At 53.4% G+C, this 25,362-nt stretch carries 23 protein-coding genes and 1 pseudogene; 12 read left to right on the top strand and 12 right to left on the bottom strand.

Features of this window, described 5'->3' with window-relative positions; all coding sequences use genetic code 11:
• The first annotated feature begins 6 nt into the window (after positions 1-6).
• The 8 genes from yidC (at position 7) to H7849_RS21355 (ending at position 8,860) form a co-directional block, all read left to right on the top strand.
• Positions 7-1,758 carry a membrane protein insertase YidC gene (yidC, locus tag H7849_RS21390; RefSeq protein ID WP_186742365.1) on the top strand — a complete coding sequence of 584 codons (1,752 nt, stop codon included), beginning with the start codon at positions 7-9 and terminating at the stop codon, positions 1,756-1,758.
• A 131-nt stretch (positions 1,759-1,889) separates the two neighbouring features.
• Positions 1,890-2,417: a Jag family protein gene (locus tag H7849_RS21385; RefSeq protein WP_186742363.1), complete on the top strand. Its 528-nt coding sequence runs from the start codon at positions 1,890-1,892 to the stop codon at positions 2,415-2,417.
• A gap of 2 nt (positions 2,418-2,419) precedes the next feature.
• Positions 2,420-3,823 carry a tRNA uridine-5-carboxymethylaminomethyl(34) synthesis GTPase MnmE gene (gene mnmE, locus H7849_RS21380; protein ID WP_251106392.1) on the top strand — a complete coding sequence of 468 codons (1,404 nt, stop codon included), beginning with the start codon at positions 2,420-2,422 and terminating at the stop codon, positions 3,821-3,823.
• A gap of 159 nt (positions 3,824-3,982) precedes the next feature.
• On the top strand, positions 3,983-4,189 hold the full coding sequence (locus H7849_RS21375) for an Arm DNA-binding domain-containing protein (protein WP_186742362.1): 207 nt from the start codon (positions 3,983-3,985) through the stop codon (positions 4,187-4,189).
• A 68-nt stretch (positions 4,190-4,257) separates the two neighbouring features.
• Positions 4,258-5,037 (top strand): tyrosine-type recombinase/integrase, encoded by a 780-nt coding sequence (locus H7849_RS21370; RefSeq protein ID WP_186742360.1) that lies wholly within the window; start codon positions 4,258-4,260, stop codon positions 5,035-5,037.
• A 299-nt stretch (positions 5,038-5,336) separates the two neighbouring features.
• Positions 5,337-5,486 carry a hypothetical protein gene (locus H7849_RS21365; RefSeq protein ID WP_186742358.1) on the top strand — a complete coding sequence of 50 codons (150 nt, stop codon included), beginning with the start codon at positions 5,337-5,339 and terminating at the stop codon, positions 5,484-5,486.
• A gap of 1,515 nt (positions 5,487-7,001) precedes the next feature.
• On the top strand, positions 7,002-7,838 hold the full coding sequence (locus tag H7849_RS21360) for a hypothetical protein (protein WP_186742356.1): 837 nt from the start codon (positions 7,002-7,004) through the stop codon (positions 7,836-7,838).
• On the top strand, positions 7,838-8,860 hold the full coding sequence (locus tag H7849_RS21355; protein WP_186742354.1) for a hypothetical protein: 1,023 nt from the start codon (positions 7,838-7,840) through the stop codon (positions 8,858-8,860). The genes H7849_RS21360 and H7849_RS21355 overlap by 1 nt, the downstream gene beginning before the upstream one ends.
• 153 nt (positions 8,861-9,013) lie before the next feature.
• Here the strand turns inward: H7849_RS21355 and H7849_RS21350 are convergent, their stop codons facing one another.
• From H7849_RS21350 to H7849_RS27735, 9 genes and pseudogenes are all read right to left on the bottom strand, one after another.
• Complete coding sequence (locus H7849_RS21350; protein ID WP_222439707.1) at positions 9,014-10,297, bottom strand: N-6 DNA methylase; 1,284 nt, start codon at positions 10,295-10,297, stop codon at positions 9,014-9,016.
• A 56-nt stretch (positions 10,298-10,353) separates the two neighbouring features.
• Positions 10,354-10,671, bottom strand: a complete 318-nt coding sequence (locus tag H7849_RS26570) for a type I restriction-modification system subunit M N-terminal domain-containing protein (protein ID WP_222439706.1) — start codon at positions 10,669-10,671, stop codon at positions 10,354-10,356.
• The gene (locus H7849_RS21345; RefSeq protein WP_186742353.1) at positions 10,668-11,153 is read right to left on the bottom strand and encodes a type II toxin-antitoxin system VapC family toxin; all 486 of its coding nucleotides are present in this window, start codon (positions 11,151-11,153) and stop codon (positions 10,668-10,670) included. Before H7849_RS21345 ends, H7849_RS26570 begins: the two co-directional genes overlap by 4 nt.
• Positions 11,146-12,078: a hypothetical protein gene (locus tag H7849_RS21340; protein ID WP_186742351.1), complete on the bottom strand. Its 933-nt coding sequence runs from the start codon at positions 12,076-12,078 to the stop codon at positions 11,146-11,148. Before H7849_RS21340 ends, H7849_RS21345 begins: the two co-directional genes overlap by 8 nt.
• Positions 12,079-12,130: 52 nt before the next feature.
• A complete protein-coding gene (locus H7849_RS27630) occupies positions 12,131-12,634 on the bottom strand; it encodes a restriction endonuclease subunit S (protein WP_432756508.1) in 504 nt (167 codons plus the stop codon).
• The gene (locus H7849_RS21330) at positions 12,537-13,727 is read right to left on the bottom strand and encodes a restriction endonuclease subunit S domain-containing protein (RefSeq protein WP_186742347.1); all 1,191 of its coding nucleotides are present in this window, start codon (positions 13,725-13,727) and stop codon (positions 12,537-12,539) included. Before H7849_RS21330 ends, H7849_RS27630 begins: the two co-directional genes overlap by 98 nt.
• The gene (locus H7849_RS26565) at positions 13,724-14,428 is read right to left on the bottom strand and encodes a type I restriction-modification enzyme R subunit C-terminal domain-containing protein (protein WP_222439705.1); all 705 of its coding nucleotides are present in this window, start codon (positions 14,426-14,428) and stop codon (positions 13,724-13,726) included. Before H7849_RS26565 ends, H7849_RS21330 begins: the two co-directional genes overlap by 4 nt.
• Positions 14,362-15,576 carry a helicase-related protein gene (locus H7849_RS26560; protein ID WP_251106391.1) on the bottom strand — a complete coding sequence of 405 codons (1,215 nt, stop codon included), beginning with the start codon at positions 15,574-15,576 and terminating at the stop codon, positions 14,362-14,364. The genes H7849_RS26565 and H7849_RS26560 overlap by 67 nt, the downstream gene beginning before the upstream one ends.
• A 176-nt stretch (positions 15,577-15,752) precedes the next feature.
• A pseudogene (locus tag H7849_RS27735) lies at positions 15,753-16,469 on the bottom strand (DEAD/DEAH box helicase family protein); the annotation flags it as partial.
• A 325-nt stretch (positions 16,470-16,794) separates the two neighbouring features.
• On the opposite strand from H7849_RS27735, the gene H7849_RS21320 reads away from it, so the two are divergent.
• From H7849_RS21320 to H7849_RS21305, 4 genes are all read left to right on the top strand, one after another.
• Positions 16,795-17,091, top strand: a complete 297-nt coding sequence (locus tag H7849_RS21320; protein ID WP_186742346.1) for a hypothetical protein — start codon at positions 16,795-16,797, stop codon at positions 17,089-17,091.
• Positions 17,092-17,482: 391 nt separating this feature from the next.
• Entirely contained in the window at positions 17,483-18,709 is a 1,227-nt protein-coding gene (locus tag H7849_RS21315) for a type III secretion system effector protein (protein WP_186742344.1), read from the top strand.
• A gap of 422 nt (positions 18,710-19,131) precedes the next feature.
• A complete protein-coding gene (locus H7849_RS21310) occupies positions 19,132-20,310 on the top strand; it encodes a glycosyltransferase family 9 protein (protein ID WP_186742342.1) in 1,179 nt (392 codons plus the stop codon).
• A 129-nt stretch (positions 20,311-20,439) separates the two neighbouring features.
• A complete protein-coding gene (locus tag H7849_RS21305) occupies positions 20,440-21,948 on the top strand; it encodes an MATE family efflux transporter (protein WP_186742340.1) in 1,509 nt (502 codons plus the stop codon).
• 24 nt (positions 21,949-21,972) lie between these two features.
• On the opposite strand, the gene H7849_RS27625 is transcribed toward H7849_RS21305, so the two are convergent.
• The 3 genes from H7849_RS27625 to H7849_RS21290 all read right to left on the bottom strand — a co-directional run bounded on the left by H7849_RS27625 (position 21,973) and on the right by H7849_RS21290 (position 25,269).
• The gene (locus H7849_RS27625) at positions 21,973-22,740 is read right to left on the bottom strand and encodes a class I SAM-dependent methyltransferase (RefSeq protein ID WP_186742339.1); all 768 of its coding nucleotides are present in this window, start codon (positions 22,738-22,740) and stop codon (positions 21,973-21,975) included.
• A gap of 293 nt (positions 22,741-23,033) precedes the next feature.
• Complete coding sequence (locus H7849_RS27620; protein ID WP_251106390.1) at positions 23,034-23,492, bottom strand: acyltransferase; 459 nt, start codon at positions 23,490-23,492, stop codon at positions 23,034-23,036.
• Between the two features lie 226 nt (positions 23,493-23,718).
• Complete coding sequence (locus H7849_RS21290) at positions 23,719-25,269, bottom strand: hypothetical protein (RefSeq protein WP_186742336.1); 1,551 nt, start codon at positions 25,267-25,269, stop codon at positions 23,719-23,721.
• Positions 25,270-25,362: the final 93 nt, after the last annotated feature.

The raw sequence follows: 25,362 nt of genomic DNA, 5'->3' as shown, positions 1-25,362 counted from the left end.
GCACTCTTGGCAGAAATAAAGAATCCCAATCAGCAAGGCGGGCAGGACTCGAAGACTATTCTCGCGTTCACCACGATCTTTCTTGTGATGTTTCTCGGCTTCCAGTTCATGAAGCCGAAGAAGCCTGCAACGCCTGCCCCTGAGACGCAACAACAAGCTGCTGCTGCGAGCCCCAGCCAATCCACGCCACAATCGCAACCGTCTACCGACCCAGTTCCATCTGATAGCGCCAACACGACGCAGGCCGCATCTGAATCGACAACCGTCGTCGAGAACGAACTCTATCGCATCACCTTTTCGAACCGTGGCGCTCAAGTTACCTCTTGGATTCTGAAGAAATATAAGGACGATGATGGCAAGCCTCTCGACCTCGTAAATCATGAGGCTGCGGCGAAATTTGGCTATCCGCTGTCGCTCTTTACTTATGATCAGAACCTGAGCAGTCGCCTCCAACAGGCAATGTTTGTGCCTTCCGCCACCGGGAGCATCTCGGCCCCCGGTACGCTCAGTTTTGAATATGCGAGCGGCGGTCTGACAGCCCGCAAGACCTTCAAGTTTGATTCAAACTACCTCATAAACGCTGAAGTCTCTGTGACCCAAAACGGCACACCTGTCGCAGCGCTACTCTCATGGCCCTCCGGCTTCGGTGATCAGGACACCTTGCCGCATTACGCTGCGGCCACATTGGACACTGCCCAGGGCGGCAAGGCAGAGCAGGTGGCCTACAAGAAGGTGAGCGGTGGAGAGACGCTGCACGGTTCATTTGATTGGGCAGGAGTCAGCGATCTGTATTTCGCAGCGATCTTCCTTCCCGATTCACCAAAAAATGTGGATCTCGTGAGCCTGCAAAACACCCTCACGATTCCCAAGAACGCCAAGAAGCCCGATCCGGGTCAAACCGAGCAAGCTCCGATTCTAGGTGCGGCGATGGGTGCGGCGGAGCCATACAGTGTCCGGGTCTTTGCTGGGCCGAAGTCGCTCGACGTACTTGGAGCGATTCCAGCGAATGGCGGAGTGAGTCTGGAGAAGGTTGTGAACTTCGGCTGGTGGGGTATCATCTCCAAGCCGCTCTTCCTGATGCTTAAGTTCCTGCACGATCACGTCACCGGCGAATGGGGTTGGGGGATTCTGATTCTGACTCTGGTTCTCAACCTGGCGATGCTGCCGACGCGCTTCCAGATGATGAAGTCGTCACTCAAAATGCAGCGCATTCAGCCCCAGATGGACGCAATCAAGGCCAAGTATGCAAAATTCAAGGCTACCGACCCGCGCCGACAGGAGATGAACAAGGAGATCTTCGATCTGCAGAAGCGCGAAGGCGTGAACATGTTTGGCGGCTGCATTCCGATGCTTATTCAATGGCCGTTACTTTTCGCTTTTTACCGCATGCTCTCGAACGTCATCGAGCTGCGGCAGGCGCACTGGCTCTGGCTGCCCGATCTCTCCGCTCCCGATCCGCTTCATATCCTGCCGATCTTCTTCATTGTCTCCATGTTCCTGGTGCAGTGGCTTACGCCATCTCCAGGTGTTGACCCGGCTCAGCAGCGCATGATGGCGTTTACCATGCCTGCGGTTTTTGGCTTCATGACGTGGAATATCGGCTCAGGCCTCGCGCTCTACTGGGCTGGGAGCAACGTCCTGGGAATTGTGCAGCAGATGCTAATGAATCGCACCAAGATGGGCCAGGAAGTGCGCGAGATTGCGGCAAAGAGAGCAGCAAAGCGCGCAGGCAAACAAGCACCGCTTGTCCGTAGATGAGGAGTCACTAAGCGAGCGAAGTTACCCAGGTGCCCTTTGTCTGCGGGCACCTTTGACTTTGGTGCTGCCAAAACACAGCGCTTCTGTGGCCTGGATTGCCACGATGATATACGTCAAGAGATACTAAATTGATGCCGATTGACGATTACTCTGCCGCAGCTCAGAAGATTGCAGCATTCCTGAAAAACCTGATAGAACTCGGCGGGCTCCGGTTGAAGTATCGGATTACCGCAGGTGCCGGCGCGGTCGATCCGGATGGACTGGAAGCGCGCGAGATCTATGTGGAACTGGCTGGCCCCGATGCGTCTCTACTCACGCAAAGAGGCGGAGAGCTACTGCGTTCGCTAGAGCACGTCGCGGCGAAAATCATACGTCTGGACGCAGAAGAGCACGACAAAGTCTCATTTGACGCCCACAACTTCAAAGCATTACGTGCCCGCGAGTTGAAGCTTGCGGCAGAGACGGCGGCTGACAAAGTACGTCGCACTGGACAGCCCTACAGCTTCGCTCCCATGAGTTCGCGAGAGCGTCGGATGCTCCATCTGGCCTTTCGCAACTACGATGATTTGGAAACCTCGTCGAGTGGCGAAGGATTGCGTCGATTTGTCGTTGCCTATCCCAAAGGCTATGAGCCGGCAAAGGCGCGTCCACGCAGATAGTCGTGCAATCTGATTCCCATTCCGCAACTGAGACGATTGTCTCCGAAAACGAAACGATTGTCGCCATTTCCACACCGCCAGGTCGCGGTGGCATCGGCATCGTACGGTTCTCCGGCCCTCGTGCTCTAGAAATCGCCCTGCCTTTGCTGAAGATGCGCGCTGAACTTGAACACGCGCGCGCTCGATTCGCCGAGATTGTCGATCCTGAGAAGCGGTCCAAGCTGGACGAAGCCGTAGTTACCTATTTCGAGGGTCCGAATTCCTATACAGGAGAGGACATTGTAGAGATCGCGGCGCATGGTTCTCCGGTCATTCTCGATCTGCTTGTGCGGCAGTCGCTTTCTGGGGGCGCTCGGCTCGCCCGGCCCGGCGAATTTACCGAGCGTGCTTTTCTGTCCGGGCGCATCGATCTGACACAAGCCGAGGCGGTGCGTGATTTAATCGAATCGCAAACGCTGTATCAGGCCCGTGTTGCCGCACAGCAGATGGGAGGGTCACTCTCTCGTCGTATAAAGCCCATCAAACAGAATCTCGTTGAGTTGATCGCCGTCCTCGAAGCAGGTATTGATTTTGCCGACGATGACGTGGATGTGATGGCAGACGCCGAGATCGTCGCGCGCATCGACAGCGTTATTGGCCCACTCGCGGAGCTGGCTCGTACATTCGAACATGGCAGGATCGTACATTCAGGCTTGGGGCTGGCCATCGTAGGACGCCCGAATGTGGGCAAGTCGTCCCTGTTCAATCGTCTGGTTGAATGGGATCGAGCTATCGTAACCGCCATACCTGGGACCACTCGGGATTTAGTAACTGAGAAGGTTGCAATTGGAGGGATACCGATTGAGCTGGTCGATACCGCTGGCTTGCGGGAAGCGACAGACGAAGCAGAGTCCATAGGAATACAGAAGTCGCGAGAAGCTCTGGCCGATGCGGATCTCGTGTTGGTTGTGTTGGACGCTTCCACCGAGACTTGGAACGAAGAAGATGATTTGATCTCATCCGTGGCCGGAAGATGCGCAATCATCGTCTACAACAAGTCTGATTTAGAGTCCCGCTCATCGAGTCATCACATGGTGACGGAAGACAACGGAATGCGTGCGATCCGAACCTCCGCCTTAACCGGCGAGGGAATTGAGGTCCTGCGCTCTGCAATCCTCGATCTGGTGCGAAATTCCGGGACTGGCGGCGAAGACGACATGCTGACGAGTGTGCGCCACCATGAAGCCGTCACCGCGGCGTTGAAAAGGCTGGAAGAGGCAAGAGAAGCTATCAGCAGAATGACACCGCATGAAATGCTGATGCTCGATCTTTACGCAGCCCTCCGACAGGTAGATTCACTCACCGGTGAAACAACTCCTGATGACATTCTGAATCTAATCTTCTCCACCTTCTGCATCGGAAAATAGAGTTAGATCCAAGCTCATCCAAGAATATTCGCGTGCACAACATAAGCTCTTGAATTGATTAATAAAACTGTCCTATAGTGTCCATATTGATCCCGGGCAAGCCGACGGCATGTGAGTCTCCAATGAGTCTCCTGCCAGAATGGCTATCAAGAAACTGCCATGGAGACTCAAACGGGGACAGGAATGCCACTTACAGACGCCAAAATCAAAGCACTAAAACCACGAGTATCGCGTTACCTGGTTACAGACGGACGTGGACTTTCGCTCGATATTTTGCCGAGCGGCAAGATGTCGTGGCTGTATCGGTATCGTGTCAACGGCAAGCAGGAAAAAGTGGTGCTCGGTCGCTATCCTGACTTGACCTAAAGGCAGCACGACAGAAACGGGATGATCTGTCTACCGCGGTGGCACATGGCAAATCACCTGCGCAAGAAATGAGGCTGGCACGGGCAGGACTAGCCACAAATCCAACGATGCGTGAGTTCGGGAATCGTTATTTTGAAGAGCAAGTTGTAGCCCGCTGGAAGAACTCCCATGACATACGGCGCTACCTCGACAACGAGATTTATCCGGGACTCGGAGACAAATTACTGAAGGAGCTGACCGCGTTGGATGTGCAGGCGTTGGTCTACCGAAAGCGCGACAATGGCCGCATCGCCGCTGCAATCCAGCTGCGCGGGGTGATCAAGCGAATGTTCGACTATGCAATCGAATTGCAAATAGTCACGATCAATCCTGCTGCGATGGTGGCCACTCGGTTCATCGGTAAGTCTCGGAAGAGGTCTCGCGTACTGACACCGAAAGAGATTCGCTTATATCTGCGCACAATTTATCAGAGCAACATTCGACGGCAGTTCAAGCTGGCTCTACACATCATCCTGTTGACGCTCTCGCGTAAGTCGGAGTTGCTACTTGCTCGTTGGAAGGATGTCAATCTCGACACAAATGAGTGGCTCATTCCGCAAGACAGCGCTAAGAACGGAAAACCACATATCGTTTATCTTTCTAGGCAGGTTAGTGAGATGTTCGGAGAGCTAAAGGTGCTTGCAGGAGACTCTGAGTTACTGATGCCGGGCAGGAGCAGCATGGTAAGGCCTTTTGCCAAAAACGCGCTCAATAAAGCGCTGGAAGGTCTGACTTTCGATATGGACCCCTTAACGATTCACGATTTGAGACGAACTGGTGCAACTCTATTAACCGAGCATGGATTTTGACAAAGACGTGATTGAAAAGGCTTTGAGCCATGAACGGGAGGGCATCGAGCTGTCTATGTCTTGACTGAGTACGCAGAGCAGCGCAGGAAGATGCTGCAATGGTGGAGCGACTATGTGAATGGCATTCTGGACGAGTCGAAAGTGATTGTGGGGAACTTCGGGATCACCGCATAGCGAGTCATAATATCAAGCCGTGCGGTTTTTGGACGGAAGCAAATTGTACTTGGGCGATGTGCTCTACGCTGCCGTCCGGTATCGCGATGCTCGGCAGCGAATAGAGACGCACAGGACTCTTATCTATGAACCCGATCGATAAACTGGTCTCCGACGCGCTCGGCGATTTCAGGAAGGTCGCCGCACTCGCAGATGCAGCATTCATCGCCGACACTATCACTGTCGAGATAATGCCGAAGCCGCACAAACCACCGAAACGTCTACCCGTCGGCTAAATGGCGGTCTATGCGTTTTTTGTCAACGGGCAAGCACTCAAAGTAGGAAAGGCTGGCCCTAAAAGCGCCGCCCGATACACCTCCCAGCACTACAATCCAAACAGCGCCCGCAGCAATCTCGCTCGCTCGGTCGTTATGAATGCACATCAGGTCGGAGCCGGCGGGATCGATAATTCAAATGTTGGGGATTGGATCAAAACGCACGCTGACCGGGTAAATCTCCTTGCACCTCTCAGCCTCGGAACGCCGATGCTTTCTCTTTTGGAATCCTTTCTGCATGTCCGATGGAAGCCCACGTTTGAGGGCCGACTTGAGAACGAATAGCTTTATCAGGGGTACCCGGGGGACACCTCATAAATGAGACCTAGTTGTTGGTTGGACTATCGGTGAACCTTGGCGGCAGTTGAGAACGAGGTGAACGTACTTCCTCTCCGTTAGGCCAAATTCCTCGCAACAGCAGGTGCCTCAAGTCTAAAGTTAGCCTGGCGCTATTTCGCTTTCCGCTCTGTGCGCCTGAGATCCCCACCCCAATCTGCCGATCAGCCAAGCCCGCGAATTGTCGGCGCGAGGTCCGTTCTGATGGTCGCAGGACTGATTTAGAACACAGGGTGGTTACCGCCCGATTATAATCGCCGCGTGCGCGGACGCTAGCGACGGTCACCGCGAAAGCAACTTGTCGAAAAAATACGTCGACGATTGCTTTCCCATGACTCTCGAGTTCTACGGGAGGACAGTCAAGCCCGTGCGCTTATCCATTTGGGATCATTCCACGGCCCTTAGTATTCCGAATTGGGGGAAGACTCCAATGAAAGCTGCAGGATCGGTACTGGCACTGGCTGGGATGGTCATGACGCTCATCGCGTCCAGTCCGGCTCAACAGTCGCAGTCCACTCTGCCCGCTTTGCAGCCAAAAAGAGTCGTCCAAGACCACTTCACGGACATTATCCCTGTCGCTTCTACCAATGTTTTGGAAGGTGCGCTGGTGGGGGCAAGCGACCTAAAGATAGTGTTAGACCAGCTCAGTACGTACGTCCCAGACGGACATGGCCAGGCCATGTGTCTGCAAGTCGCATCTCGGGACGGTCGGTACATTGGGCGATTTGAATACGATATAAGCTCACAACACTCGGGATATTACGGTCTCGTTCTAGCCACTCAGTGGAAGTCTCAGTTGGCGAGCTACAGGGCCAGTGAGCTTGCTGTCCTTGTGGTCTTCAAGAACGACTGTTCGTTTCTGCTTCCAAATGATCTAGTGGGAGTTGCAAGTTGGGGAGACTGGTCAGAGCCTAGCCACGTTACGTTGTTTCTAAATGCCACAAGGCTTGATTCCAGAGTATTCATACCAGATGAAGGACGAGTCTACGACTGTGACTTGATCGACTCTCCCGTCAAGACTGCGTTTGACACGAAATGCCAAGTTATATTTTCTTCGCTCCAGAGGCCTAGCCGTCTTACTGTTCGCCTGTACCGCTTCGAATCGTTACAACCCGAGGTGCCATTTCGGATTGCCATTCCATGAAGAGCACGTTCAAGCAAATTGCGTCCAAGAAGAGCCCGCAAAGAATATCAATAGCTTTGGCGATCCTCTTTGCGGTGGCAGTGACTTTTTGGTCGACACCAACCACGTACGATGTGAACGCAGAAACTGAGACCCTCCGCATTCGCACTGATATCGCACCGATCATATGGGGTTTGTCGGAAGTGATAATGTACCGAGATTACAACCCGCAGTCTGAGGCTTTTACAGGTTCGTTCAGCCCCTCCAGTGGTACCGACGTCGAAGTAGAGCGCATCACTTCGGGCCCCCTCAGGTTACGCTGCAAGAACTCAAATGGTTCTGTAGGCGAACTTCGAAATCAAGACGGCCAACAAAAACTGGGAGGGCGAGTTACGTTTGTGATTCCAAATGTCGACAAACGAGCAAAGTCAGGTGGGACACTGCTGTTTCCAGTGTCAGGGGACATTGAATTGGGTCAAGACTTGACCTATGATGCGAGCACAACCGTCGCGATTCTGCAATCTGGAACCGTTCGAGTCTTAGGCAGGTCACTGTTAGAGCCAACACTTTTCGAGGCCGGCACGTACCCTCTCGAGCTTGGTGATGACTTTAGGTTAGAGGCGGCCTTGTCTCCGAGCGTTGGGGTGCTGGTAGCAGGCGACCATCCGGGCTTTCGAGTAGCCATCAGAGGCACCAGCAAGTCAGCGACCGTCACGCGATTTGGATCGAGTGGGTACGTGATTCGGACCTCGCTGTTCGAACGGTTGAAAAATGACGCTGGCTTGCAGATTCTGTGGGTCGCTGCCTTGACGTTTGTAGGTTTTGCTCGCTCGTTTTGGAAGGAGAAGAGCTAATGAAAATCCTCAAGGTGATGATCTCAATAACTCTGGTGTTGCTTGTCGTCAACAAGGCTCGCGGCGACACGGTGTTCATTCAGGCCGGAGAGCAGACGGGAGTGGGTATAACACGAACAAGAGGTTCGGAATGCTTCGTGATCACCGCAGAGCACGTTCTGGGAGTCGTCCAAACCGTCTCGATTGTCGGATATAGGGGTGTGCGGAGCACAGGAACCAAAGAACGTAGCTATGCCGAGGACATAGCGGTCCTAAGAGTTTCTGGGCAAGGCCCCGATATTTGCGGTGGGCAACAGTGGCGCAATGTAAGTGCTGCCTCTTTGAGGCAATCCATGCGCTGGCAATTGGAGGGAAGCAATGGGGACGGCAGCGTGAGAATTATGGATGTGGCGCTACAGACCATAGATGATCGGTTTTTGTTCGTAACATCCACTAGAGCCACTGACACCATCTATGAAGGGATGAGTGGGAGCCTACTCAAAGCAGATGGTCAACCAGTTGGCATTCTCATCGACGTAAGGAGGGGGAACGACGGCGAATCTGGCCGTGCTTATCGGCTGGATTATCTTGAGTCCACGCTTAACAGTTTCTTTGCAGGTGGCGATCCCTTCAATGCATTGTATGGAAGCTGGCAAGCTAGGCAGCCCGACCTAGAAGTGAGAAGAGGTTCATGCAAGCAGATATACCACAACTCCCTTTCTGTTACGCTAAGCCCATCAGATGTAGAAGATGGGACGCTTTTGGGCAGCGCTGAGCAACTCGCCGCCTTCGAAGTTACGAACAATAAATGCGGAGTTCCTCAGGGAACTAGCGATGCGTATGTGTACCGCTTCCAATGGGTGATCACTCCGAGAACTAGTGTTGAATTTGATCAGATAAGTAAATATTTGTCCTGTTCAGGGCCGTCTTTTCCCTCAAGATGCCACTTTGACGCGGGCGATATGCAGGGGTCACTTAAGGTTCAAGGCGGAACAATGGTTCTTACTAACACATCGGGAGCTGCTACCTTTCAGAAGAGATGACTAGCTGATTGTATGGCGTTTGCCCAGGTAGGCGATGAGTAGCTAGTTCCTCCTAGTGCTCAATTCCAGAGCTCCTGATCTTGGATTGGACGAATCTCGTGAATGTCCCGAATCCCTAAGGGTTCTAACCAGCAGACTACCTAGTACTCGAAATCATAGCCTCTGCATGTCCACACCAGTACTGCGTAATTTTCTAAACAAGGCCTCGACAATTTCGTCGGCAGCCGCGTGATTCGCCTTTTGCGGGGTTCCCAATCCTCGAATGATCTCGCCTTGGCGATGAGACGCAACCGCGCCATAGCTGAGGAAGGTTGTCAGGACCTTCTCATGCCCGAGGTTCTGGCTCCACGCCTTGAACTCTTCGGGAGTTTTGCATACGTCCTCGCCCAGTTTGACAAGGGTATTTCGGAAGCAGTGGGGATTGAAGTATGGTAGCCCCGCAAGCTCGAAGGCATCGCGAAATATTGCACGAATGGGTGAAGCGCTGCTCCAGTGGGCCCGATCCAGCCCCGTGACTCCAAACTGGTGATTTGCTCCCAATGCAATGCGTGTCGATGGGAAAAGGGGATCCTCATTGCCCCAGAGTTTCTCCTCTCTCAAAAAGGACACCCACTCCTCCACAATTCTGTGAACCTCCTCACCCACGGGGAAGAAATACGTGGTGAAAGTCTTGCTGAATTTGGTCTTCACATCCCGCGCGTCCTGATGGGCGCAGCCCGAGACCAGATCAATGTGCTTCAGCTTCATCGATGCGATGGCACTGTCCCGAGCGCCTGTGAGCAGCGTGAATGCAATTAGGGCTCGGTTGCGGCGCTCAATCTCCGTGGTGCCAGGCATCGCATGAATAACGTGCTTGATCTGTTCCAATGTAGGGATTCGCTGCTCCCTTCTGGCAACGGCAATACGAGTATCATTGTCGGAAAGATTGAAATATTCCGCATCCGAATACTGGAGACGCGATTTGTAGCCAGGCTGCCACGCAAGCCACTGGAAGAAACGCTTGAGTTTCGTAAGAGTGGCATATAGAGTCGCCTTGCTCAGGTTCTCTCCAGACTGTTGCGCCTTTTGCTCGGCCAGGTGCTTCTTGAACGCAATTGCCTGCTCGACGTGAAAGGACTTGAAGTTCCGATGCCCTGTATAGGTCATGGCGCAGATGCGGGCGGTGGCGTCGACCAGCTCTACTCCGCTCAGGGCTTCGTTCTTCAGGTGGAGCTTCTGGTCCTTGTCCAATTTGTGATGCTTGGTGATGTAGTCATAGGCGGCAAGCAGGAAGCCACCAGTGCCGCAGGCCGGATCATGGATGAGCTGTCCCGGCTCGGGGCGCATCACGTCCACGATCGCCTGGATCAGGGCGCGCGGCGTGAAGTACTGTCCCGCGCCGCCTTTCACGTCGGCGGCGTTCTTTTCGAGCAGACCTTCGTAAGCGTCGCCCTTCACATCTACGCCGAGCGTGGTCCACTGCTCTTTGCCGATCAGGTCGCTGACCAGGCGCTTCAGCTGGCCGGGTCCTGAATCTTGTTCTGCGCCTTGCGGAAGATCACGCCCAGCGTGCCGCGCTTCTTGCCGAGTTCGGCGAGGATGTGGCGGTACTGGTTTTCGAGGGGATCTCCATCGAGGCGCTCCAGGCTCTTCCAATTCAAGTCGGCCGGAATCAGAGCTTGCTGGCCGGGAAGCATGGCCTGGCGCTCGTCGGCCATCTTCAGGAAGAGCAGGAAGGTGAGCTGTTCGATGTAGTCCTGGTAGGAGAGGCCGTCATCGCGAAGGATATTGCAGTAATTCCAGAGTTTCTGGACGATTGCGTTGGATGTCATTGAATTGTCTGTTGTGAACCTGAGATCGTTTCGGGCAGCTTCGATTGCGGGTTGACATATTCCACCGCGCATACATTCGGGTGCAGATGAAGGAAGTCCTTGTCTGAGGTGAGCAACACCGCGTTAGCTGCCCGGGTTGTTGCGGCAATCCACATGTCATTGTTCGAGAGCGCCCTGGAACCACCCTTCACTTTCAAATTTGCCTGATCAACAGCCACGTACCCTGCAAGTATCTCCGGGTCATTCAGATCCATCGTGATCATGCTGGCAAGTACAGCGTTCAGAGACTCCCGTTTCTTCTCGATCCAGCTCTGTCGGGCAGCCATAGCAAGCAGCTCTCCATGACTCACAACGCTGATCAGGGGTCGTTTCAAAATCTCAGCGAGCCCATAGGTTTGAGTGATGTAATTGGCCAGGTCCTTGCCTCGAACCAGGGCGAGCAGAATGTTTGTATCAAGGAGGTAGAGCGTTCCCCTAGCCACGGACCTCTCTCAGCATCTCTAGCAGTTCTTCATCGGTCTCATCACCCGGCCAGGTGCCAAAGAAAGCGTCCATCCAGTTCCTGTTCTGATCGCCGGTGCGAATCCGGGATGATGGGACGCGGTGCAAAATCGGGGGTGGAATCCGCGTGAACAATCGCGATTCTGCAGTCCCCTCTTCCATGCCTTGCGCATCAATGCGAAGAACGCTTCCGGACGGACGATAGACCGCCTTGCCGACAACCGTGATGAACTTGCCCAGCAACGGCTTCAAGCGATCGATTTCTTCCGCGTTTTCCAATACGCCGCGAACTGGCCTGCCGTCCTCGAGAATCATTTCAAACGACCGCGTGCTGTGCCGCATCATGTCCAGTCGACCAGATACGCGGACCTGCCGCGAGGCGGGGGTCTGTTCTGTCAGCTGCTGCGCGCGCACAGCGACGTCGCGGTCGAGGCGAGCTAAAGGCGAATCTGGCGTCCATCTCTCAGGCAAGTCTACGAACTCCACCTGCTGGCCGAACAGCCGGTTAGCATTGCCAAAACGTTTCAGAAGCCCGAGGTCATAAAGCGAACTATCTAAATTTCCGCTCCTTACTTCCTTCGCAACTCGTGCGAATATATTTAGCGCGGTTTCCTGTGGTTCCGGCTTGGTGTCCCAAAAGGCTGTCTGCTTGTAAATCTCTTCGGCTGCTTCGCCCAGCGGAGGAGCTTCAACCTGCAGAACTGTGGCACAGGCGTCGGTTTCCGTCCAGCCGAGGACGCGGACATCGGCGGCACGGCGCAGCCATGCTGGTGGTGCACCAACAGGAGAGCTGCTGCCCTCGATGGCCATCCGCACCGAGGAGGTGACCATTGGAGCCAGCCGGCGAAAGAAATCCCCGCAGAAGTCCAGCGGCAGTCGGCGGCCAAAATGACCGCTGGTCTGCATTACGACTTGTTGCTCTACATATTTCAGGAAAACTCACCCCCGGTGGTTCATTTTAGCTGACTTCGACACCTTCGGAAGCGTATACCAGCTCCCGTTGAATACCTCGGGCTTTGGCTTTGCTTCCTTCTTGCCGGATACGCTTCAGTAACGCGGAGGCGGGTTCGTCGGCGGGGTCCTGCGTCGTTAGACGTCCTGCAAATGCTGAATCGAGTATTCCGCTGCGTAGTTTCTCTGCGTGAATCGACTTATGAATCACGTTTTCCGAAGCGCTATCAATCATTGAAATTCGTCGCTCAACTTGCTCGACGATTCGACGCTGTTCTTCTAGCGGAGGAAGCGCGATCGGAAGCGAACGAATGTGGGCCACTCCGAGATCAGGGATGGTTGCGCCTTGAACTCTGCTCAGAGCGATCTCGCGAATAACGTTTGATGAGCAAACAATACGCAGAAAGTCGCCATCAACTTGCGGACAAGTTGCTTGGATAAGTACTAATGAGTAGGAAAGGCAATATGTTCGTTCGGGTGGTATCTTGCATGTTCTTCCCGATCGTGCCATACCGAGACATCACGAATGCACCGGAACGGATTTCGAATCGATTTATTTGGTCATTTAATACGTCTAGGCTGACTCTGCGTCCGACAGAAAAGTCAATGGAGCTCTCGCCGACGAAGTTCTCAGCTGATACGAAGGCGGGGCCGTCAGCAACATATTTCGGTGTTCGGTGTGAGGGATTTGGATCAATTACCTCAGCAATAGTATCGAGTCTGACGCGAGTCCAACCCTCGGGCAGTGTGGGCAAGCCCCTAATATCGGGGGCGACTGGGTCCTTGTAATTTTGTTTCCAGCGGTCGTCTTTGGGAGGCTTGCCTGCGGCCTTCATTTTGGCCAGGGTGTTGGCTTCCCAGCAGGCGCGGCGCTCTTTGAGGATGCGTTCGAGCAGCTTGTCTGCCGGTTCGTAGTCGCGGCCATCCTTGCTAGCGAGTTCGGCTTCGGTGGACACAAGCCGCCCCTCGCAGGCAGCCTTGCGCACCGAGGCGCGGTAGCGCTTCAGATTCGCCTGCACGCGCTTGAGCGCCCCTGTTGCGGCATCGAGCCGAGTGAACTGCTTTTCGATTTCGGCGACTATGCGGTCTTGTTCTTCGGGTGGAGCAACGATAAGTGGTACTGAGGATGACAATGCTGATGAACTAATACTTGCTTGATTTACATGGTTCGTACACCGATGACGAAAATAGCCCTTCATCCACAGAAAATGTAGTTGATATGCGACGAAGCCTGGATGTATTCCAGATGGCGGCCTCAGTCTTGTCATGTGATTTGAGAATGTAGTCTCCGGAATGGGAGTTCGAATATAGGTAGTCTTCCCTATCAATTCTGGGCTATTCGTATTATTAAAGAGCACATCTCCTTTGATTACGCGAGAATCGCCAGCTGTGGGCGGTACATATTTCACATCACCCAGATCTAAGTCTCCATCTCGGCTCACGTTCATTGGACGTAGGTGAGGTATGCCCAGTCCTTCTTTATTGTGAATCCCACTCGGGAAACCGGACTGGATATCGGGGATTGCTTGACCAACAATGACTGCTTCCCAGCCTAATGGAAGTTCATCCAGATTCAGTGGATAGAAATCCTTGATGACGCTCATGCTGCCAGCACCTCATTTAGTTGCGTGAGCAGTGGCAGAAACTGCGGGCCAAAGACCTGCTGCGCTTTTCCCAATCCGCCCCACTTCACAAACGGATCCAGTTCGAAATCGTCCGGCTCGACTGTGAGACTTGATGCCACGTGATCGCGGATCGCCTCAAGCCAGCTCATCTGCTCAGGAGTGAAGCTGACTCCGACGGAGTGTTGCTGGTCGAGCCATTCGGTGAAGCGATAGTCGACTTCGGCTCTGCGGGGGACGAGTTCGCCCTTTTGGTGAAGTGCGTACCGGACCAGGTTGACGATGTCGGCTGCGACTTCGGTGCGACTGCCGCGCACATGTTCGTGGTCGAGCCTTTCGTAGGCCTGCCAGAGCTGGTCGGGCTGGAGAGGCATGCGGCCATCGATGGGCTTCTCGATGGTTTTAGCCAGCGCTTTGACCTGCTTCAATGAGAGCCCAACGGCGTAGGGTTTACTGTAGAGAATCTGCAACACCTCGATTTCGTCCTTGTTTTCCGCGAGGAACTGCTCAAACGACTGCACGATGCGCAGCGCTTTCTCACGCTGCTCCTGGGCTGGGCCGGCAAATGTGAGCTGATCCTGATTCACAGTATCAATGATCTGCTCATAGCTTTTTTTCACACCCAGGATAAGGTTGCGTAGCGCCGGATTGGAGGCGAGCGGCTTTGCGGCTTCCTGCAGCAATTGCCTTCTAGCTGCGCAGTCTGCTCCTCTGTAGGTTCGGTTCCGCCGTTGAGCGTCTTTGCGGCTTCGATATGCCGGTCGGGGTCAAGCGCGGCGACGATCTCGCTGGCAATGAAAGAAAGTGGCTGGCCGTTTGCCGCCTCGGTGAGCGAGAGGCGATCTTCAGGCGTGAGCTGGCGATCGAGACGCGCGAGGCGCGACGCAATGGAGCTGAGGACGTCGGCCTCGCGGTTGCCGAAGGTGACGAGTTCGAGCAGCTTGTCGAGGGCGATGTTCTTTTTGCGATCGAGCGGCTGCGTGTCCTGCATCTTTTCCGGTTCAAGGCCGACTGCGTCGATGAGGACGAAGTGGTCTTTCGTTTTGGCGTCGGGGGTTACGCCCTGCAGCTCGGTGGGCGTGACAATGCGGGCGCCACGGCCTTTCATCTGCTCGAAGAGTGTCCGGCTTTTGACCGCGCGCATGAACATGACGATTTCGAGCGGACGGATGTCGGTGCCGGTGGCGATCATGTCCACCGTGACGGCGATGCGGGGGTAGTAGCTGGTGCGGAACTGGCTGAGCAGGTCTTCAGGCTTCAATCCCTGCGTGATCCACTCATCGACTTCGTATTCCTTGCCGTCTGCGTCCGTCTTCTTTGTCCGGACTTTGGCTGTGCCGGCGCGATAGGTGATCTTCTGAGCGAAGTCGTTGCCCTTGCCGAACTCTTCGCGGAGGATCTGGACGATGTCGTCTGCGTGGCTGTCGTCCTTGGCAAAGATGAGCGCTTTGGGGACTTCGGTGCGGCCAGGGAAGATTTCGGTGAAGAGCCGGTCGCGGAAGGTGCGGATGATGGTGCGTATCTGGTCGGGTACGACAACGCGGCGGTCGAGCTCGTCGGCGTCGTAGGGGATATCCTGATCGGCCAGCTCCCAGCGGACTTTGCGGGTCTGGCGGTCGCGATAATCGACGTGAAAGCCGGCGTTGATGGTTTCGCCGAACTCGCTGATGTGGGTGCGGATTTCGTAGAGGTCAAAATCGACGTTGACCCCGTCGGCGACGGCCTGCTCGTAGGGGTATTCCATCACTAGGTTCTGATGGAAGAAGCCCATAGTCTGCTTGGAGGGCGTGGCAGTGAGGCCGATGAGCGAGGCGTCGAAGTATTCGAGCACTTGCCGCCACAAGTTGTAGATGGAGCGATGGCACTCGTCGGTGACGATGATGTCGAAGGTCTCGATCGGGAGATCGGATTGTAGGTAATGGGCTCGGGTGGACGCTTGAGCATTTCGAGCGAGGCGCCGGAAAGCTCATCCAACTCCGGGTCTAGATCTTCACCCTTGAGCATCGAGAACAATCGCTGGATGGTGGAGATGCACACCTTCGCCACCGGATCAATTCGATTCGATTGCAGGTGCTGGACGTTATAAAGCTCCGTGAAGATGCGGCCATCATCCGGTGTGCGGAAGGCCTGGAACTCTTTCAGTGTCTGGCGGCCGAGGTTTCCGCGGTCCACCAGAAACAGAACACGACGAGCACCAGTGAATTTGATGAGACGATACAGGAAGTTGCAGGCGGTGTAGGTCTTGCCGGCTCCCGTGGCCATTTGAATGACGGCGCGCCTGCGGCCTTCGCGCTGGGATTTCTCAAGGGAAGATATGGCTTGTACTTGGGCAGGGCGCAAGCCATCTTCAGGCAGATCTGGCATGGAAGCGAGCCGCGCTTTGGATGTGGACCCTAGTTGTGTTAGCTCATCCTGAAGCCACTCGGCGAGCGTGGCGGGACGGTGGAAGGCGAAGACCGGACGGCTTGCGGCTTCCGGTTCCAGCAAGTTCGTGAAACGGGTCTCTATTCCTGTGGACTCATAGCAGAATGGGAGCGGGCGGCGAGGAGCAGGCAGGACGACCGGCAGCCCTCCCTTCACTGTATTTCTTGTCTGAATCTCAACGCCGGTGAGCGTGCTGCCTTCCTTCTTGGCCTCCACGACTCCAGCGGCCTGCCCGTCCACGAAGAGGAGATAGTCCGCCTCACCGTGGCCGGCATTAAGGGCAAACTCTCGGATGGCCACTCCGCGCGCAGCATCGAGATTGGCATTGGAGCGGTTCTGTACGCACCAGCCCGCGGCAGTCAGGAGTTGGTCGATTTTCTCCCTGGCTTTTTGTTCCGGAGTCAAAGCAGTAAAAGGAAGCTGGCTTCAGTGTAACAATCAGCCATATTTTAGCTGAATGAACTTCTGGCGCAGTTCTAGCGCAGACTCGTCTACCTTCGCTAGATTTCGCCGCGGAGGATCTGAAATGCGGCACGAGTGACGCACGATTTCGCCCGGTAAGCGCCGTGTAGGTAGCGGCCTGGAAGTCGTCTGCCGCATCGAGCATGACAGGGAACATGCAATCATGCTGGTCCCCGAAACACTCGATCCACGCACCCCAAAGATCGTGCAGTTGCCCGATAGCCGTGCCGTGATAGTTCGTTGTCCGGACCGCCACATCGTCCGGCAACGTGACGATGGAATCCCAAGTGCCCTTGTCGATCAGGTCGTTTGCACGCTCCGCCGGCTGTGGCGCGTACCCAAAATCATCCCGCGTCAGGACGATGCACCTCGCCCGGAAGTCTTTCTCGGCAGCCGCCTCGGCATGGGACCATGTTACTTCACTACCTCGATCAGACTGCGTTGCGAAAGAACCGGCTGACTGGAGTAAGCCTCCCAAGGAGAGCCGCGACGGGCAAGAGGAAAAAAGATCCGCAGCGAGCCCTCTGCGTCGATTCTGAAGACGCTGCCCGACGGTCGATAAATCGCCTTTCTACGACTGTAATTGACTTGCCCAGTAGAGACTTTAGCCTGTCGATCTCATCCGCGGGTCGGAGCAGCAAGAAAAGAGGTCAAAGAAAGAGTTTGCCTCCCGTTGGACCGAAGCGCAGAATGCATATCTGCAGGGAAAAATCTAGAGCTTCCTTGGCGCAGTGTCGCGCCAACCTCTCAAATGGCAGGTGTGCGTCCGGCGCAAAGTGCGGACCTTCTCGCCCTTCTCGCCCTTCTCGCCGATTGCCGACTAAGATTGTCCGACCGGAGGTCTTGCCACGATGTCCGTTGTGTACAACCACAATATCCTGATCGCCCCCCAGTACCGTTCCGGACCGGAGGCCCCTGTGGACGCCCCCGCGGAACTCGGCGCCGCCTTTGTAAAAGGAACGATCGCGGTGCTCGATAAAGCGCGGGCGGCATCGGCGAGCTTCAGCGCTCTGATCGTCGCGCTCGTCCGGTGTAGCCACCCCATCCTGATCTACATGGCAAGGAGCAAGCGCCAAGCGCTGGACAGGGGTCCGGACGCGACGGGCGAACGCAATTCGACGGGCGACACGCTAAGCGCCGAGCTGCTGACGCGGGTAGAAGGAACGAGCTATGCAAAACACCGAGCCGACCTTGTCAAATCGCTAAAGAACGCCGTGCAGGGCACAGTGGCCAATAATTCCTTCAATGAAAACGTGGCGACGGCACTGAACAACAAGTATTGGGAGTTCTCTGACCTCACTAAGGCGATCCATGAGCAGATCGTGATCAAAGGCACACAAAGGACTTTTGACGAGCTTCTGTTGCAGGTTGTGGAGTATGTAAAGAAGATGCCCAGGGCTGCAGCGAACGCTGACGAAGGCGATGGGAGTTACCGGAGCAGAAGGAGAGCTTCCCCGAAAAGCATTGTGGACCCCAGGCTGGATTGCGAGGTCTTCACCGCTGATAGCGTGCAGACACCTGTAGACTATTACCGCCCGCTCTATGATCGGCTGGGAACAACACTTCACCTGGATGCGGCACTCAACGCAGTTCCGACAGGAATGCGCCGCGAAACGGAACAAGAGGTTCGAAGACTTCTCGGCCGCGATCAGGGTCCACTCGATGCCGCATTCCTGCGAAAGTGCGAAGCCACAAATCCGAAGGGCTATCTAATGACGAAGCTGATCTTGGAGCGCTATCTGCTGCCCAATGTCGGTTGTGGATCAAACATAATATTCAACCTCTGTGCCAAGCGCGCCGACCCAAGTCAAGAGAAGATGCCCACGGGAACGATACCCGACAAGAACAGCCCGTGGAATTTTCGCCCCGCCGAGGTAGCGCTGGCACACGAACTCATCCACGCATGGAGGAATGCAGCTGGCCGGACGATTTTCAGCGTAAACAGCCTCGAAGACGAGTCGATGGTGATTGGTACAGCGAACGTTCCCTCAGCGTTTCCGCAATTCACGGAGAACACAATCCGGGGGGAAATGAATCTTGCCGATCGACCGATCGATACGAGGCCATCGATGTTCTGAACAGCGGCCAAACCTCTGAGCCTTAAGCAACCTAGTTGCTCTGAGCAACGACAGAGTCTGGTTGTAACCACATCAGTCGGCGTGTCCCGCTGCCGGTGTCCGTATGGATTGTCCTGATCAGCCAACGCCCACCGCATCTACGGCTTATGCGATGGATTTGAGTCTCCATTGAGTCTCCAATACGCGCGTGTTTTCTAAATACCGCATAAACATTGGCGATCGACTATAAATTCTATTTTCTGCATCGGCAAGTAGTTGGACTGTCGAGGTTAACCTTCATGGGATGACTAGACAAAGTTATCAGGATCCCTATCGACCTGATCACGAATCTCCTGAGATCAAACAGAAACGTGATAAACAACATAAACTAAAATCTGATAACGAATGGCCATTCGACGCTTTAGGTGAGACAAAGGGAGCAGATGCGGTTCCGCAAATATCGTTATCGACCAGTTCACGCTATCTGTGAGAAGGTTTTTGAACTTCTTGCGCCGTTGGTTTCCGGTGTCACAGGCGAACCTTTGACGGAAACTCCAAAAAAAATCCTGATTCTCAAATTTGGGGGAATGGGTGAGGCTGTGTTGGCCCGCTCGCTAGTTGAGCATTTGCGTCGGCGAAATCCTCTGATGAGGTTCGACTTCATACTAGAGGAGCGAACGATGGAGCCTATGACCTGTGGCGGAGGGGGAAATTCGCTTATCTATCGTTCTGGCTCCGATGGTTTGGCACAAGCATTGTCGATTCTTAGAACAATCAGACGACAGCACTATGATGCGATTCTGGATTTTGAACAGCATTCCTTGCTCACGGCTGCCTTTACGCGAGCGGCGGGAATTCCCGTCAGGGTGGGTTTTGTTCACCCCGGAACTCGTTCTCGTGGTGAATTCCTGACTCATCCAATTGAACTGCGAGAGAGCGAGTCGATGTGGAGTGCTATGGTTCGAATGTGTCAGGTAATTGATCCACAACTCACCGCAAGTGTGGGGGCTGTTGCGATGCCGTACTCCCCTGAGACCAATAGCTGGATGGAGAGTTGGTGGAAGAACAAAATAACTAACCAAGCCCGTGGCCCGGTTGTAGCCATGCATATCGGAGTAGGGCCAAGCGCGCAGTATAGGTTATGGCCAATGGAGCGCTGGGTTCAATTGGCAAGTCGGCTCTTAGCCCTCAACAAGGAGATGACTGTGGTGCTGACTGGGGGAACGGCGGAGCAGCCTCTTATGGAAAATTTCAAGCTCCAATTCCCCGGCAGGACTGTTGGAGCTTCTGACTTGGGAACCTTTGAACGCTCTGCTGCCCTGCTGGAACGCTGTGACCTCTTGATTAGCTGCGATACTGGAATCATGCATTTGGGTGCTGCAATGGGAACTCCTACCGTAGGATTGTTTGGTCCCAATACGCCCATTTGCTGGGGTCCGGTCGGCTTCCGCGCAACGTATGTTTATCCAACACGTCAGCCATGTAGTCCGTGCATCAATAGCTATCAGCGATATATTCCCGCCAGATGTACAGCCATTCAACAAAGTGCGTGTATGTGGGATATCAGTGTTGATGATGTGTTGGCAGCGACCCGCACCGTTCTCCGTGACGGATGGGTTTAAGGACTACCGCGTCCATCGTTGAGGTGTCGATCTGAACCTGAAACTTTCCCTAAATTTGTGACACTGTATTCGAGTGATCATCGAGACATCGGGTTAGATTGTTTAACTGGCAATTAAGATTGGAGAGGCTTGAGGCGGCTGAGATATACGGTCGTAAAGAATGCGCTTGCAAATGTCGTCCGGGGGGGAGCCTCAGCGATCGCAGCCCTAGTGATACCTCATTTTCTTACGCATGCGCTTGATCATGAGCACTTTGCGGCATGGTCACTATTGCTACAAATTGCCGCGTATGCTAACTATCTGGATTTTGGTTTGCAGACGGCAGTAGCACGATATCTTGCTCAAGCCATTGAGCTTGGCGATGAGGGGCGGCGCGATCGCCTGATAAGCACTACCTTCGGGCTTCTCATGCTGGCCGGGGTATTGGTACTCGCCGTACTTGGAGCAATTATTTGGTGGTTTCCACAGATCTTCCATTCGGTTCCTCTCCAGACCGTTTCAGACCTCCGCGTAGCGCTAGTCATTATGACGGCAACCGCATGCATAATGCTGCCGGTGTCAACGTTTACGGGAGTGCTGATTGGATCTCATCGCAACGAATACCCTGCAATTGCGATTGGCGGGAGTCGAATACTCGGAGCTATAGCGGTACTTGTGACTGTTCGCTACACGCAGTCCTTGAGTCTACTGGCGCTCAGTCTTTGTAGTTTCCAGCTACTTGGAGGACTTGCCCAATACCACATCGCAGAACGCCTGTTGCCTGGGATGCGTGTCCGTTTCTCATATGTTGACCACGCGATGGCACGAGAGTTAATCGGGTACTGCTCAACTCTCACTATCTGGTCGTTCAGCATGTTGTTGATCGGTGGCCTCGATGTCACCATCATTGGATATTTCGATTTCAGTGCAGTTGCGCAGTACTCACTTGCAACGACGCTGATCAGCTTTTTCATGGGGTTAAGCAATTCTATATTCAGTGCGCTATTGGCGCCCGTTGCGATGCTCCAGTCTCGCAAGGAGTACGAACGAATCCGACGGCTGGTTACGACCTCAACTCGATTAAATACTTATGGATGCATGGCGTTAACGGTCGCAGCGTTTTTCTGTGGTGGAAATCTTCTTAAGATTTGGGTTGGACCGGCCTATGCTGCAAAGGTATTGCCGATCCTTGAGATTCTGCTGGTGGCTCAAACTGTACGGCTAACCGGAAGCGCATATGCAGTTGTGCTGGTAGCCTTGGGATTACAACGATATGGCTTGTTCCCGGCAGTCGTAGAGGGCATCCTCAACCTTGCGCTGAGTGTGTTAGGCATGAGGGTTATCGGAGCAGTCGGCGTAGCTTGGGCGACCTTGATCGCCGCCGCAGTTGCAATTGCCATGCAAGTGGTATTGATAATGCAATGGGCGCATGAAATCAAAATGAATCGCTCAACCTTTGCATGGGAAGGAATTGTTCAGCCAGTTTTAGCATTTTCCCCGCTTATTCTCTGGCTTGTTTTCAGAGAATGGCATGTTCCGCATTTGCAGTTCTCAAGTTTGGGGGACCGGTTCTTGCTCGTCGGCTGTTTGTTTCTTACGTGTGTATTTGTCTGGAATGGACTCCAACGCCATATCAAAGCGAGCAGATTCGCCGGTTGAAGTCAAAATAGGAGCGAAGGTTATTCAAGGGTTCACTTTCTCGCAGATTACCTCTATTGCATCACCCTGGTGGACGAGGTCAATTATCCGTTCCAGGAGATTTGCGGTGATAATTAGTAGCAAATTAGAGAAAAGCCATCCCTGCTCAGATCGTTTTGTCGTATTGCGGTTCACGTAGATTTGGAGGCTGCCTAATAGGCTCGTGTAGTTAGAATTGTAGTGCACACCCCTAATTAGAAAGCCAGCACGTTGTAGGAGCGCCGTCAATGTCTTTACAGAATAACTGTACGTGTGCACCGGTGCGCCCATATACCACCAATATCTCCTGAATAGACGAAATGGAAGGCTATCTATATTTGGGACACCGACATACACTTTGCCTCCTGACCGCACAATGCGATACAGCTCTCCTAGTACCTGGACCGGATTTGGCATATGCTCAAAAGAATGATTGCTGCGCACGTAGTCAAATGAGTCCGATGGGAAACTAGCCTGAACTAAGGTACCGTGAAAGATATCGAATCCAGCTTGTCTTCCATTCGCAACCCCATGGGCGCTGGGCTCGACGCCCCGCACATTCCATCCACGAGAGCGCATTCGTTCGAGATAGGTGCCACTGCCACAACCAATATCGAGGAAATCCCCAGGCTCGCTAAAATCAGGGTCATGATTTGGAATGGGAGAGCGCAATATCTTCTGTTTTAATTTCGTCAGACGAGTGGGTTTCAATATCGGTTGATATGCGTAGTATCCTTCAGAATAATACTGCGCGAGTTCGGACTCTGTGGGCATTGGGTCCAGACTTACGAGTCCGCAGTTGACACATCGAACAAGATCGAAGTCGCCTTTTATTCCATAGTGACGATCAGATGTTCGGAATAAGAATTCTCTTTTCAGCGATTGACACACGATACATTCTGGCGAAGGCATTTAAAGGGGATTATAAATTGGTGGCGCCCACCCCGGTTTATATACACTCAGGCTTTTATGGGCATCGCTGATTTTCCCACATGTGTTAACTAGTATTTCGATGTCGAAAAGACAAACGCTGCATGAATGAGAAAACGCTTGATGGCAGTTGGGGGTCAGACCCGTTGCCATACTCCCCTGATCGCATCATATTGCTTGAGCAGCTTTGCTGGATTACCCGCGGCAACTGAGTAGTCTGGGATGTCATGAGTGACTACCGAATGAGCCCCGATAATGCAGTACTTCCCAATCCGCACGCCCGGTAAAACTATTGTAGAGAAGCCGAGGAATGACCCGTATCCGATTTCGACAAACGAATTTTCATCAAGTATTCTGTCGCCAATTTTGGTGAGGTTGTTTACGTCTGAATAAGGATGGGTTACATCTACAATTGCGCAGTTGCCCGTAATCGAGACATTATCACTGATGGTAAGTCGCGAATGACACACAAGATGGACATTCTGTTCTATGTTTACGTTATTTCCAATGTGTAGGCGAGGGATGCGGCTATTGGGACCTAATACAACCTCCAGCCTAGCACCCTGTCGGATGTTTACATTGTTTCCAATGTGCATAAATCGCGGATTGCGGAGCAAGATGGGCCTAAATAGCGTAGAACCTCTGCCAAAATGACCGAACACCTGGCGATAGTAGAGTACCCCCTTAAGTAGACATAGTTTATCGTATAAAAGATTTAGTTTATCGTGAAAAGGCATTTGTAGAAGTCTCTGAAGTTTTACGGACAACGTCTGCATTTATTTGCACCGTGAATTACTGGAAGTTACGGTTCTTAAGTTCTTTTCAATGAACGGCAAAAAATTTGTAAATCCCCGATGGCGGTGCTGCAGCAAGAGGACTCGAGTTGCAGAAATGTAGAGTTAGCATGCCGTCCTTGCTGACAAAACCACTTACACTTAAATTGCCGAGCGTCGAGGGAGGCGAAATGCTGCCAAGGTTGTCGGCCATTTTAAGATCTGCAAGGTGCTTGTCTGTAAAGCTTTGATCGCTGCAACTATTCGCTGCTACGGAGCTAGGGAATATGATTCCCGTTGAGACGAAGCGGAAAGAACTAACGGTGCTTGTCCCGCTAAGATTGAGAGTTCGACTGGCAGTGTTACCGTTGACGTTTTCCCCGTTGCTCGTCCAGATGCCGTTCCCACATCCGACAGAACTGCGGATCACATTTTTATTCTTATCGAATATCTGAATTGCAGAATCCTGCGCAGAATCACAGTAAATTTGAGTATTCCCGGTCGCCGGATCAATGTTGTACCCGTTAGCCGGATATGGGAATGTCGTTAAAGTCGACGGGGGAACGTTCGAAAGCATTCCGCCTTGCAGCGAAGAGTTGGCGGAGCGGCCCCAAAAGAGCACATTCGAGACCAACCCGGGAACATGCCCTCCAAAATCTGACGATTTATAAACGTTATTATAATTTGGAGTCCATCCCGTACCCGATTGGCCGACAAATCCTTCAATCTCGTTGCCCGCAACATTTCCCAAACCGGTGTTGTTTGTGATGTCTGGCCCTGCGGGCAAATCCCATCCAATCGTACCCTCAGAAATGTTGCTCCAGATATTGCCAGCGCCGTTATATCTCCAGTATGTGTACCCTGGACGGTTACTACCTTCCACGATGAAGTTGATAAAGAGATTGCCTTGAATAGTTGGCTTCACCTCCCCACCCCCAGGATTAAAATCCACTACAATCGGACAGTTGACGGTTATGAAATTTGCAAAACTATTGCCGTTTACATATGCTCCGCTTCCTATTGCAGCTAACTGAATCGCCGCGCCGACTTCAGCTACTTGAATGTCATGGAGCCGGAGAAAAGAAACAACTTGGTTCGGGCCAGAAGAAGAAAGCAGGAAGCCGGTTCCCGTGGTAGCGCCGCTGGCCCCCGTAATGTGAATGTGATCCACCTCGGTATCAAACCATCCGTATATAGTCGCCTGAGCAGAATTGAAGGTAAAAACATCTCCGGTGTATCCAGGTGGGAGGCTGATAGTGCACCCTGTGACTCGTGCATGTTGACCAACATTGAATAAGTTGGTGATAGTGCTGTTCGGAATGAAGACCGTGCTGGGGTCGCACAACAAGGTGATAACGTGAGCTGTTCCCGCGATTACGACTGTAGAAGTAATCAATTGTGTTGTTGCGGCAAGTCCACGGGCATCACAGACACCGCCGTTCGGGAGTGCCGCGAGACATGCTGAGATTTTGGAGTCTGCAGTCGTTCCCGGCTCTGTGTCGACCGCCACGATATTGTCGCGTGTCTTCAGGCTGTTACTTACCTGTCCCACCATACAGCTGTAGCAGAACAAACAAACCAAAGTGAAAGTCTTCAGCACAGTCCACACTCTGTTTGATTGACGTTAACGCACGCTTTCATTTTAATAGTTATCATTGGGGTTGAGAGCGGAAAGACTGGTCGCGAAGTCATG

It is taken from the genome of Alloacidobacterium dinghuense (assembly GCF_014274465.1).
Classification (GTDB): Bacteria; Acidobacteriota; Terriglobia; order Terriglobales; family Acidobacteriaceae; genus Alloacidobacterium; species Alloacidobacterium dinghuense.
Note: the sequence above shows the minus strand (reverse complement) of the source record. Positions and strands in the feature narration are given on the sequence as shown.

Bases quoted from the DNA above. Each gene is read 5' to 3' on its own strand.
- H7849_RS27630 (WP_432756508.1), bottom strand. From the start codon at position 12,634: ATGGCACGATCGGGAAGAACATGCAAGATACCACCCGAACGAACATAT.
- H7849_RS27620 (WP_251106390.1), bottom strand. From the start codon at position 23,492: ATGCACATTGGAAACAATGTAAACATCCGACAGGGTGCTAGGCTGGAG.
- H7849_RS26570 (WP_222439706.1), bottom strand. From the start codon at position 10,671: ATGACATCCAACGCAATCGTCCAGAAACTCTGGAATTACTGCAATATC.
- H7849_RS21365 (WP_186742358.1), top strand. From the start codon at position 5,337: ATGAACCCGATCGATAAACTGGTCTCCGACGCGCTCGGCGATTTCAGG.
- H7849_RS21370 (WP_186742360.1), top strand. From the start codon at position 4,258: ATGAGGCTGGCACGGGCAGGACTAGCCACAAATCCAACGATGCGTGAG.
- H7849_RS27625 (WP_186742339.1), bottom strand. From the start codon at position 22,740: ATGCCCACAGAGTCCGAACTCGCGCAGTATTATTCTGAAGGATACTAC.
- H7849_RS21375 (WP_186742362.1), top strand. From the start codon at position 3,983: ATGGAGACTCAAACGGGGACAGGAATGCCACTTACAGACGCCAAAATC.
- H7849_RS21340 (WP_186742351.1), bottom strand. From the start codon at position 12,078: ATGCAGACCAGCGGTCATTTTGGCCGCCGACTGCCGCTGGACTTCTGC.
- H7849_RS21385 (WP_186742363.1), top strand. From the start codon at position 1,890: ATGCCGATTGACGATTACTCTGCCGCAGCTCAGAAGATTGCAGCATTC.
- H7849_RS21355 (WP_186742354.1), top strand. From the start codon at position 7,838: ATGAAAATCCTCAAGGTGATGATCTCAATAACTCTGGTGTTGCTTGTC.
- H7849_RS21330 (WP_186742347.1), bottom strand. From the start codon at position 13,727: ATGAGCGTCATCAAGGATTTCTATCCACTGAATCTGGATGAACTTCCA.
- H7849_RS21360 (WP_186742356.1), top strand. From the start codon at position 7,002: ATGAAGAGCACGTTCAAGCAAATTGCGTCCAAGAAGAGCCCGCAAAGA.
- H7849_RS21310 (WP_186742342.1), top strand. From the start codon at position 19,132: ATGCGGTTCCGCAAATATCGTTATCGACCAGTTCACGCTATCTGTGAG.
- H7849_RS21320 (WP_186742346.1), top strand. From the start codon at position 16,795: ATGCTGGTCCCCGAAACACTCGATCCACGCACCCCAAAGATCGTGCAG.
- H7849_RS21315 (WP_186742344.1), top strand. From the start codon at position 17,483: ATGTCCGTTGTGTACAACCACAATATCCTGATCGCCCCCCAGTACCGT.